Genomic DNA, 11,417 nt, shown 5'->3' with positions numbered 1-11,417 from the left:
TCGACTATTCGGAATGCTCGGCGCCGACTTCGACGTTCGCATTCCGCATCGCGTCGGCGACGGGTACGGATTACATACGCATTATTTAGAGGAAGCGAAGCAAGCCGGGGTTTCCCTCGTCGTTACGGTCGATACGGGCATTACGGCAGCGGAGCAGGCGGAAGCGGCGAAGGCGTTGGGACTCGACCTTATCATTACGGATCATCACGAGCCGCCCGAGACGCTCCCGGACGCATGCGCCGTCATTAACCCGAAGCGCCCCGATTGCAAGTACCCGTTCAAGGGACTTGCAGGCGTCGGGGTCGCATTCAAGCTGGCGCAGGCGCTGCTCGGACGCGTGCCGGAGGAACTGGCCGCGTACGCCGCGCTCGGCACGATCGCCGATCTGATGCCGCTCGTCGGCGAAAACCGTTCGATCGCGAAGCTCGGCCTTCGGCAGCTTCGCGAGGCGCCGCCCGCGGGCTTCGCGGCGCTGTTTCGGGCGGCCGGCGTCGAGCGGCGCGAGGTGACCGCGAATACGATCGGGTTCATCGTCGCGCCTCGGATTAACGCCGTCGGCCGGCTCGACAGCGCCGACGACGCGGTGCGGCTGCTGACGACGGACGACCCGGTCGAAGCGGACGCCCTGGCCCGCCGGTTGGACGGGCTGAACAAAGAGCGGCAGCGCATGGTCGAGGCGGCGGCGCTCGAAGCGATCGCCCTCGTCGAAGCGGAGGGCGGACCCGGCGACGCGATCGTCGTCGCGTCCGAAGCCTGGAATCCGGGCATCATCGGCATCGTCGCTTCCCGGCTCGTCGAGGCGTATTATCGCCCGACGGTCGTCATCGCCGTCGACGCCGCTTCGGGCATCGGCAAAGGCTCGGCGCGCGCGATTCCCGGCTTCGATCTGTATGCCGCGCTGAAAACCTGCGAATCGATGTTCGACCACTTCGGCGGGCATGAATCGGCCGCGGGCTTGTCGATTCGCGCCGAGCGGCTGGACGCGTTCGTCGCGGCGTTCCGCGCGGAAGCGGCGTCCCGTCTGACGGACGAGCTTCGCACGCCGGTGACCGCGGCCGACGCGGAGCTGACGCTGGAGGAGGTCACGCTCGAGGCGATCGAGGAGCTGGACAAGCTGGCGCCGTTCGGCATGGCCCACCCAACGCCGAAATTCGCCTTCCGAGGCGCGTTCGTGAAGGAGGCGTCGGTCATCGGCAAAGACAAGCGCCATGCCAAGTTTCGCCTCGGGGACGGCCGGCGGACGCTCGACGCCGTCGGCTTCGGCATCGGGGAGACGGTGCGCCGCGTCGCGGCGGGCTCGTCGTTGTCGCTCGTCGGCGAGCTGTCCGTCAACGAATGGAACGGACGCAAGACGCCGCAAATCATTCTTAAAGACGTCGCCGTTCCGCACGTGCAGCTGTTCGATTGGCGAAGCGCGTCGAGCGCCGCCGACTTCCGCGAACGGTGGGAGTCGGTACGCGCCGACGACTTTCGGCCGGCGTTCCTGCTCGGACCGTTCGGCGAGACGCCGGCCGCGCTCGCGGCGTGGTGGAAAACCGTGCCCGCCTACCGGCTTCAAGCGGCCGGGGAGCGGCTCGTTTCGCCGGCGAACGCCGCGGCGTTCGACGAGCCGTTCGAGCGCGCGACGGACGTCTTTTTCGTACATTGCCCTTTCCCTTACGAGCGGTTTCGTCATATACTGAAACAAGCGACATCGTTGTCCCGTACTTACGCGCTTGCCTTCGACGGCGGCGCTGCGCTCGATCGAGACGCGTTGAAGCGGGCGTACGTCGCCGTCCGCGGCTTCGCCGAAGCGCCGGAAGCCGACTGGATCCGGGCGCTGACGAGTGCCGCGGGGCTCGGCGTCGAAGCGGCCCGGCTGGCGCTGCGGGTGTTTCGGGAGCTGGGCTTCGCGGAGGACGGCGCGGCGCCTGGCGCGATCCGGGCGGCGCCGAACCCGGCGAAGCGGGAGCTGGCGGAGTCGCCCAGCTTCCGGCTCTCGGGCGCGGCCGAGGCGGCGGCGCTCGAATGGATGCGGCTTCCGTCGGAATCGCTCTTCGAGCGGCTGTTCGGACAAGCGTTCTATATAGAAGATGTGACAATCGATAGGAATCAACGAACGACGGAGGCTACAGGATGAACGTACATTTCAAAGACCATATTCGCGTAATCGAGGATTGGCCCCAACCGGGGATTCGTTTCAAGGACATTACGACGCTGCTCGGAAACGGGGACGTCTACCGCGAAGCGATCGAGCAATTGCGGCAGCTCGTGAAGGAGAAGCAAATCGACGTCATTTGCGGCCCGGAGGCTCGCGGTTTCGTCGTCGGCGCGCCGCTCGCCTACGCGCTCGGCGTCGGCTTCGTTCCGATTCGCAAAGCGGGCAAGCTGCCGTACGAGACGATCGAGGCGAAGTACGATTTGGAATACGGCAAGGATAGCCTCGCCGTACACAAGGACGCCATTCGCCCGGGGCAGAAAGTGCTGATCGCGGACGACCTGCTCGCGACCGGCGGCACGATCGCGACCTGCGTCGATCTCGTGCGCCAGCTCGGCGGCGACGTCATCGGCGCGGCGTTCCTCATCGAGCTGTCCTATCTTGACGGGCGCAAGAAGATGGACGGCATCGACGTTTTTTCGTTGATTACCTACTAGAAGCTAACGCCAAAAAGGGGCAGGCCGAACGCAGCAATCGCCGCGTTCGTTCCTGCCCCTTTCCTTTTCCGAAACCGAAGAAATTATTCGTTCCGAAGCTTTAACGTCTCGAGCAGCTTGAAGAACAGCCCGAGGAGGATCGCGACGACGGTAGCGAGCGCCATGCCCTTCAGCGAGAAGTTGCCGACCGTGAACGTCGCGCCGCCCACGCCGATAATGAGCACGACGGCGGTCTGAATGAGGTTCGAAGCCTTCGAATAATCGACCTTCGTCTCGAGCAGCATCCGGATGCCGGACGCCGCGATGACGCCGAACAGCAGCACCGATACGCCGCCCATGACCGGCGTCGGGATCGTCATGATCAGCGCGGCGAGCTTGCCGACGAACGAGAGCAGCACGGCGATCACCGCGGCGCCGCCGATGACCCAGACGGAGTAGACGCGGGTTAGCGCGAGGACGCCGATATTTTCGCCGTACGTCGTGTTCGGCGTGGAGCCGACGAAGCCGGAGACGAGCGTGGATACCCCGTTGCCGAGCAAGGAGCGCCCGAGGCCGGGCTCCTTCGTCAAGTCTTTCCCGACGATGTTGCCGGTAACGATCAGGTGGCCGATGTGCTCGGCGATGACGACGAGCGCGGCCGGCGCGATAATCGCGATGCTGGCCGCGTCCCATTCCGGCGTGGTGAACGTCGGCCAGCGCAGCCAAGCCGCTTCGGCGACCTTCGCGAAGCTGACGATGCCGAGCGCCGCGGAGAGCGCATAACCGACGATAATGCCGAACAGGATCGGAATAATTTTCATAAAGCCGCGGAAGACGACGGAGCCGACCAACGTGACGAGCAGCGTGACGACCGAGACGATGACGGCAGCCGGATCGTACGGCTTCTCCGGGGTCGGCGCCCAGCCCGCCATATCGACCGCGACCGGCGCCAGCTCGAGGCCGATGACGGCGACGATCGCGCCCATCGCGGCGGGCGGGAAGACGACGTCGATCCAGCGCGTGCCGACGACCGAGATCAGCAGGGCGACGGCGGTAAAGATCGCGCCGACGACGACGAAGCCGCCGAGCGCCTTCGCGTAGCTGCCGCCCGAGGCGCCGAGCACGACGAACACCGGCGAGAGAAACGCGAAGCTCGAGCCGAGGTACGCGGGGATGCGGCCTTTACAAAGAATCAAGTAGAACAGCGTGCCGATCCCGTTCATTAATAGGATCGTGGCGGGGTCGACGCCGAACAGCACGGGCACAAGCACGGTCGAACCGAACATGGCGAACAGATGCTGCAGGGAGAGCGGGAGCCCGACGAGCAAGGAAGGTTTTTCTTGAACTCCGATCGTGCGTTGTTCCATGGCGGACATAGGGGATCATCGACTCCTTCGTATGTTTGCGGTCGACACGTTTCGACCGTAGTCGATAGCATTCGACCTTCTCCAAACATCCTACCAAAACTTGCCTCGGAAGTCAGCAGGGACTTTGCCGGCCTCGAAGCAACCTTGACGGAACCGCGGAACAAGGGGATAATGATAAGCAAAATTTATGTTTCTAGGGGAATTTACAGGTCTATGGAAGAACGGCAACCCACAGGGATCGAGCAGCTGCTCGAGAAGGCATCTTCATACATCAAAGAAGCCGACCTTGCGCGGATCCGCGAAGCGTATGCGTTCGCCGAGGCCGCGCACCAAGGCCAAACCCGCAAGTCCGGCGAGCCGTACATTTTGCATCCGCTCGCGGTGGCCGACATCTTGGTCGGCATGCAGATGGATGCGACGACGGTCATCGTAGGCTTGTTACACGACGTCGTCGAGGACACGAACGTTACGACGCAGGATCTCGAAGCGAAATTCGGCCGCACCTGCGCCGAACTCGTCGACGGGCTTACGAAGCTCGAGAAAATCCGATTCAAGTCCAAGGAAGAGCAGCAGAACGAAAATTATCGGAAAATGTTCATCGCCATGGCCCAAGACATCCGGGTCATCTTAATCAAGCTGGCGGACCGCCTTCATAATATGCGCACGCTGAAACATCAATCGGAAGAGGCGCAGCGCCGCATCTCCGAAGAGACGCTCGAAATTTTTTGCCCGATCGCCCACCGACTCGGGATGGCCGCCATTCGATGGGAAATGGAGGACATCTCGCTCCGCTATTTAAATCCGCAGCAATATTATCGCATCGTCAATCTCATGCAGAAGAAGCGCGCCGAGCGCGAGCGCCATATCGCGGAAGTCATGGACAAAATCCGCGAGAAGCTCAACGAGATGGGCATCGAAGCGGACATCAGCGGCAGGCCGAAACACATTTATAGCATTTACAAGAAAATGGTCAGCCGGAACAAACAGTTCAACGAAATCTACGACTTGCTCGCCATCCGAATTATCGTCGAAAACGTGAAAGACTGCTACGCGACGCTCGGCATCATTCATACGCTCTGGAAGCCGATGCCGGGCCGGTTCAAAGATTATATCGCGATGCCGAAGCCGAACATGTATCAGTCGCTCCATACGACCGTCATCGGCCCGAAGGGCGAGCCGACCGAAGTGCAAATTCGCACGCTCGAGATGCATCGGACGTCGGAGTTCGGCATCGCGGCGCATTGGGCGTACAAGGAAAATAAGGACGGCTCCTCGCAGCCGGCGAATCTCGGCACGTTCGAGGAGAAGATGACCTTCTTCCGCGAAATTCTCGAATTGCAGCACGAAGCGAAGGACGCGGCGGAATTTATGGAATCGCTGCGGATGGATTTCTTTACCGATCTCGTGTACGTCTTTACGCCGAAGGGGGAAGTCATCGAGCTGCCGTCCGGTTCCGTGCCGCTCGACTTCGCCTACCGGATCCATACCGAAATCGGCAATCGCACGATCGGCTCGAAGGTGAACGGCCGCATCGTCCCGCTCGACCATAAGCTGCATACCGGCGACATCGTCGAAATTTTGACCTCGAAGCATTCGTACGGACCGAGCCAGGATTGGCTGAAAATCGCGCAATCGTCTCATGCGAGAAGCAAGATCAAACAATGGTTTAAGAAAGAGAAGCGCGAAGAGAATGTGGAAAAGGGCCGGGAAGCCGTCGAACGCGAGGTGCGCCGACTCGGCTTCGAGCCGCAGGACGTCGCCTCCGAGGAGAAGCTGCTCGAGACGGCCAAGAAATTCAACTTCCACGACGTGGAGGATATGCTGTCGGCGATCGGCTTCGGCGGCATCACGGCGGCGCAAATCGTCACTCGGCTGACCGAGAAGCTGCGTAAAGAAAACGAAGAAGCGGCCCAGCTGCAGCTCACGAACGAGGTGCGCGAGCTGAAGCCCGCCTCCCCGGCGCACAGACGCCCCCGCTCGACGCAAGGCGTGCGAGTGAAAGGCGTGGACAACCTGCTGGTACGGTTCGCGCGCTGCTGCAATCCGGTGCCGGGCGACGATATCATCGGGTATATTACCCGCGGGCGCGGCGTATCGGTGCATCGCAGCGACTGCGCCAACGTCGCCGTTACCGGCGAGGCGGGCGACGAGGCGAACCGCGTCATCGAGGTGGAATGGATCGGCGCCGCGGAAGCGAACTATAGCGTGGACATCGAAATTACGGGGCACGATCGCCGCGGCTTGCTCAACGAGGTGCTGCAGGCGGTGTCCGAAAGCAAAACCAATATGTCGGCCGTATCCGGACGTTCGGACAAGAACAAAGTCGCGATGATCCATATGACGATCCTGATCCGAAATACGGAACATCTGCAATCCGTTGTCGAAAAAATTAAACGCGTGCGCGACGTCTACTCGGTGCAGCGCATTATGCAATAAGCGAGGGTTTCTATGAGAGCGTTGCTGCAACGAAGCAAGGCGGCGAGCGTCGTCGTCGCGGGCGAGACGGTCGGGGCGATCGAGGAAGGCCTCGTCGTGCTGCTCGGCGTCGGGCAGGAGGACGGCGAAGCGGATGCCGTCTACTTGGCGGACAAAATCGCGGGTCTGCGCATCTTCGAAGACGAAGACGGCAAGATGAATCGGTCCGTCCTGGACGTCGGCGGCGCGGTATTGTCCGTCTCGCAATTTACGCTGTACGGCGATACCCGCAAAGGACGCCGCCCGAACTTTATGGCGGCAGCCCGGCCGGAAGCGGCGCAAGCGCTGTACGAGCGCTTTAACGCGCTGCTCCGAGAGCGCGGGCTCCGCGTCGAAACCGGCCGCTTCGGCGAGATGATGGACGTCTCCCTCGTCAACTGGGGTCCGGTGACGTTATGGCTGGACAGTAAAGCCTAATTTTGAATAGTAGTACGCTAGCGGCGTCGCTTCCCGGCAGGGGGGCGGCGCTTTCGTGTCAGCCCTTTTCCAACCTATTTCCCTTTGCTCAGCCGTTGCTGTGCTCCTCGGCCGGTGTCGGTCTGTTTCCAACCTGTTTCCCTTTGCTCAGAGCAAACGGCAGCGCTTGCTGAGTTGAGGGAATTTGGCGGGAAAGAAACCGGCAGAAGGGCGTCGGTTAAGTGGGGACGGCAGGGCTGTCAGCTGAGCAGCGGGAAATAGGTGGAAAGGAGAGCGGGACAGGAGGGGATCGGGCAGGCGGGGCGGGCGAAAGCGAGGTTAATCCGGCGCATTGCTGGGGACAATGGGAGGAGGATGTAACGGAGGAAAGGGAGGGGAACGGGATGAGAGTTTCGATCCAGCAGCAGCAGGCGACGAGCGGCGACCCGGAGCGACTGCGTCAAGGGGCGCCGACGAAAGGAGGGCTTCCGGAAGCGGCCGCGCTGTCGACGGAGTTTGCGGCGGAGCCCGGTTTTCGCGCCGGCGGGACGCGCAGCGCCAATACACGTGTACATAAATCGTAAGATTATGGTATTCTATCCACGGGAGTTGCTTTGCTCCCGGCTGGAGGAATGAGAGCACATGAATATTCGAATGGAACGCGTCGGCTTTGCCGATTACGATATGGATTTATTTCATTTATGCAAGCTGTTTTACGAGGAGGCGGACGTTCGGTTCGACGACCGCCCGTTCGATAAGGGCGAAGCGGGGCTGTTCGTGCGGATCGAGTTGAAGGTGGACGAGGCGGCAAATCGAATCCGCGTGACGTCGGAAGCGAGAGAGACGCAGGAACCTAATGAGACGGACGGGGTGACGGCGGGAGCGAACCGAGCGAAGGGTACGTCGGAAGCGGGCGGCGGGGAAGGCCGGGGCGCATGGCGCGCGGCGATCGAGCGGCCGCTGACGAGCCTGACGGGAGAGGATCCGCAGCGGGCGGTGAAGCGCGCGCTCGGCGCGGCGCTCGTCAAGTCGCTGGAGCAGGCGACGGGACTCGCGCAGCCGTGGGGCACGCTGACGGGCGTGCGCCCGACGAAGCTGATGCACAACTTGCTGCTGAAGCACGGCGACGACGAAGCGCGGCGCATCCTGCAAGACGAGTATTTCGTGACGGAGGAGAAAGCGCGTCTGCTTTCCGACGTAGCGCAGCGGCAAACGCGCGTCATTCCGGATTTGCATACGATCAACGGCAGCGAGGTCAGCGTTTATATCGGGATCCCGTTTTGCCCGACGAAATGCGCGTACTGCACGTTCCCCGCGTACGACATTCGGGGCAATAACGGCTCGGTCGATGCGTTCCTCGAAGGTCTCCATTACGAGATTCGAGAGACGGGCAAGTGGCTGAAAGCGGCGGGGCTCGGCATCACGACGATCTACTGGGGCGGCGGGACGCCGACGAGCATCGAAGCCGAACAGATGGATGCGTTGTTCGAGACGCTGCATGCTTCGTTCCCGGGAATGGACCAGGTGCGCGAGCTGACCGTAGAAGCTGGGCGGCCGGACACGATCACGCCGGAGAAGCTTACGGTGATGCGCAAATGGAACGTCGACCGCATCTCGATCAATCCGCAAAGCTTCACGCAGCGCACTTTAGATACGATCGGCCGCCATCATACGGTGGAGGAGACGGTCGAGAAGTTTTTGCTTTCCCGGGAAATGGGCCTCGACAACATCAACATGGATCTTATCATCGGGCTGCCGAACGAAGGGCTGAAAGAGCTGCGGCATACGCTCGCGGAGACGGAGAAGCTCATGCCGGAATCGTTAACGGTGCACACTTTGTCGTTCAAGCGCGCGTCGAAGATGACGAAGAACAAAGATCAATACGAGGTGGCGGAGCGGGACGAGGTTCGCGCGATGATGGAGGAAGCCATCCGGTGGACGGCCGAGCACGGGTATGTTCCTTACTACCTATATCGCCAGAAGAACATACTCGGCAATCTCGAAAACGTCGGCTACAGCCTCGAGGGCAAGGAGAGCCTCTACAACATCCTGATGATGGAGGAGCGGCAGACGGTCGTCGGTCTCGGCTGCGGCGCGGTCAGCAAGGTGGTGTTCCCGGCGGATGCCGACGGGCGGGAGGCGGTGGAACGTTTTCCGAACCCGAAAGAGCCTTATCACTATAATCATGCGTTCCGGGAGTATACGGAGAAGAAACTCGCGCTGCTGGGGAAAGCCTACGGTTCGGCGGCCGCCGTACAATGAAGCACTACGACATGGGGGAAGAACGAAACATGGTTCGAAAATGGATTCGCGCCGCAGCCGCGTTCGCGCTGTCCGGCGTCGTCGCGGCGAGCGCCTTCGTCGGCGGCGGGACGGCGGCGGCGGGGACGCTGTCGCAGCATGCGGAATGGTTTTCCGGCAAAGCCGTCGGCCCGGTGCCGCTGGAGGTGCCGGCGCAGCTCGCGGGGCTGCGGACGGAATACGACGTTATCGTCGCGGGGACCGATCCCGAAGGCGTCGCCGCCGCGGTGTCCGCCGCGCGCAACGGGCTTACCGTGCTGCTGGTGGACGGTCGCAATCGAACGGTGCTCGGAGGCCTTATGACGCTCGGGTGGCTCAATTCGCTCGACCTCAATCGGTATTCGCCGGACGGGTCGATTTTAAATAAAGGCATCTTTACCGAGTGGTACAAGCTTGTCGAAGGCGATTCCTTCGACGTGACGACGGCGGCGAACGCCTTCCGGCGGCTCGTCGACGCGGAGAAAAACATCGACGTGCTCATGCCGGTTCGCGCGATGGAGCCGGTCGTCGAGACGTTCGGCAAGACGAAGACGGTCGTCGGCATGGACGTGACGACGAAGGACGGGCTCGAGCTGTTCATCCGCGCGGGCGCGGTCATCGACGCGACTCAGGACGGCGACGTGTTCGCCGCCGCGGGCGTGCCGTTCACGTTCGGCCGGGAGGACATCGGACATCCGGAAGCGCGGATGGCGGTGACGCTCGTTTACCGATTGAACGGCGTGACGCCGACCGTCTGGAGCGGCATCCGCGAACGTCTCAAGGGCAAGAAGGGGTACGGCACGACGACGATGTCCGCGTGGGGGTACTCCGAATTTTATCAGTACAAGCCGAGCCAGCCGCAGGTGAAGATGCGCGGACTGAATATCGGCCGGCAGAACGACAATACGGCGCTCGTGAACGCGCTGCTTCTGTTCGGCGTCGACCCGCTCGATCCGGCGTCCGTCCGCGCGGGCATCGAAGCCGGGGAGAAGGAGCTGCCGCTCATCATCGATTATATGCGCAAACATTTCCCGGAGCTGTCGTCGCTCTCGCTCGGCGGGGTGGCGCCGGAGCCGTACGTGCGGGAGTCGCGGCATATGATCGGAGAGTACCGGCTGAACGTGATCGACCTGCTCGAGAACAAGGACAAGTGGGACCGGATCGCGTTCGGCTCGTACCCGATCGATCTGCAGCCGACGTCGCCGAGCGACAGCGGGAACATCTTGTTTAAGCCGATCAAGTACGCGGTGCCGTTCCGCAGCATCGTGCCGAAGGAGGTCGACGGCTTGCTCGTCGTCGGCCGCGCCGCTTCCTTCGACACGCTGCCGCACGGCAGCGCGCGCACGATTCCCGTCGGCATGGCGACGGGCCAGGCGGCGGGCGCGGCGGTCAAAGTCGCGAAGGAGCGAGGTCTGACGTTCCGGGCGATGTCGAAGGACGCCGCGGCGATCGCGACGCTGCAAGCCCGGCTGAACGCGCAGGGCATGTCGCTCCAGCCGTACACGCTCGCGCTGCAGCCGTACGAGAAGCATCGGCATTATTCGGGGCTGAAGACGGTGCTGTCGTTCGGCCTCACCTCGGGCAAATACGATAACGACTTCCGGCTCGACGCGAAAGCGAACCCGGTCGAATACGGGCTGCTGTACGCCGGCTCGCGCGGTTATTTCGGGGACAAGCTGCCGACGCATCCTTCTCTCTGGTATCCGGCCGACAAGACGCTCGAGGCGCAGCTGCGCGCCGCGCCGCTGACGCTCGACAACGCCGCGCTGATCGCCGCGACGGCGCTCGGGCTCGAGTTCCCGCCGAACGGCGCGCTCGACGCCCTGAAGGCGGGCAGGTACGTGCAGGACGTGACGCTGTCCGGCATCCGCGATCCGAAGGCGCTCACGGTGGGCGAGTCGTACATGGTATTCCGCGACGTGGCGATGGCGCTCGGCTTCCGGCCGGCGGCGTCGAGCGTTCGTTGACGAACGAGCTGTGGAAACGTTTCCCAAAATGTAACGATCCTGTAATCTCCGTTTCATCGTCGTTTAATGTTCATCGCCTACAATGATCTCGACCCCCTTTTTTGACATAGATTTTCCTATTGGCCTGCGGCGTTCTCCGCAGGCCCCTTTGTTTTCCGGGGAAGGGCAAACTTGACTTTCACGCGCGATGTTAGTACAATTGTCTTTGATTCAGTGACGGGATAAAGTACTCCGCCCCCGGCGCACCCAGAGAGAGACGCCTTAGGCTGCAAGCGTCTTTGCGACGAACGGACGAAAGACCTCCTCGAGAACATGCGGC

General features: G+C 62.3%; 8 protein-coding genes. 7 read left to right on the top strand and 1 reads right to left on the bottom strand.

Annotated elements, in window-relative coordinates:
• Both recJ and VEZ38_RS08010 read left to right on the top strand, forming a co-directional pair.
• Positions 1-2,119, top strand: a 2,119-nt coding sequence (gene recJ / locus VEZ38_RS08015) for a single-stranded-DNA-specific exonuclease RecJ (protein WP_324892824.1), incomplete at its 5' end; no start/stop codon positions are given.
• Positions 2,116-2,634 (top strand): adenine phosphoribosyltransferase, encoded by a 519-nt coding sequence (locus VEZ38_RS08010; RefSeq protein WP_324892823.1) that lies wholly within the window; start codon positions 2,116-2,118, stop codon positions 2,632-2,634. The genes recJ and VEZ38_RS08010, both read left to right, overlap by 4 nt.
• 83 nt (positions 2,635-2,717) lie before the next feature.
• Here VEZ38_RS08010 and uraA read toward each other — a convergent pair whose 3' ends face one another.
• Entirely contained in the window at positions 2,718-3,989 is a 1,272-nt protein-coding gene (gene uraA / locus VEZ38_RS08005; protein WP_324892822.1) for a uracil permease, read from the bottom strand.
• A 204-nt stretch (positions 3,990-4,193) separates the two neighbouring features.
• Here uraA and VEZ38_RS08000 point away from each other — a divergent pair, with 204 nt between their 5' ends.
• The 5 genes from VEZ38_RS08000 to VEZ38_RS07980 all read left to right on the top strand — a co-directional run bounded on the left by VEZ38_RS08000 (position 4,194) and on the right by VEZ38_RS07980 (position 11,098).
• The gene (locus VEZ38_RS08000; protein WP_324892821.1) at positions 4,194-6,416 is read left to right on the top strand and encodes a bifunctional (p)ppGpp synthetase/guanosine-3',5'-bis(diphosphate) 3'-pyrophosphohydrolase; all 2,223 of its coding nucleotides are present in this window, start codon (positions 4,194-4,196) and stop codon (positions 6,414-6,416) included.
• A gap of 12 nt (positions 6,417-6,428) precedes the next feature.
• The gene (gene dtd, locus VEZ38_RS07995) at positions 6,429-6,872 is read left to right on the top strand and encodes a D-aminoacyl-tRNA deacylase (RefSeq protein ID WP_324892820.1); all 444 of its coding nucleotides are present in this window, start codon (positions 6,429-6,431) and stop codon (positions 6,870-6,872) included.
• A 383-nt stretch (positions 6,873-7,255) separates the two neighbouring features.
• Positions 7,256-7,435, top strand: coding sequence for a hypothetical protein (locus VEZ38_RS07990; protein WP_324892819.1), 180 nt, complete (start codon positions 7,256-7,258; stop codon positions 7,433-7,435).
• 58 nt (positions 7,436-7,493) lie between these two features.
• Positions 7,494-9,113, top strand: coding sequence for a coproporphyrinogen III oxidase (locus tag VEZ38_RS07985; protein WP_324892818.1), 1,620 nt, complete (start codon positions 7,494-7,496; stop codon positions 9,111-9,113).
• Between the two features lie 29 nt (positions 9,114-9,142).
• Positions 9,143-11,098: an FAD-dependent oxidoreductase gene (locus VEZ38_RS07980; RefSeq protein ID WP_324892817.1), complete on the top strand. Its 1,956-nt coding sequence runs from the start codon at positions 9,143-9,145 to the stop codon at positions 11,096-11,098.
• Positions 11,099-11,417 lie beyond the last annotated feature (319 nt).

The sequence above is a fragment of the Paenibacillus sp. genome (assembly GCF_035645235.1).
GTDB lineage: Bacteria > Bacillota > Bacilli > Paenibacillales > YIM-B00363 > Paenibacillus_AE.
Note: the sequence above shows the minus strand (reverse complement) of the source record. Positions and strands in the feature narration are given on the sequence as shown.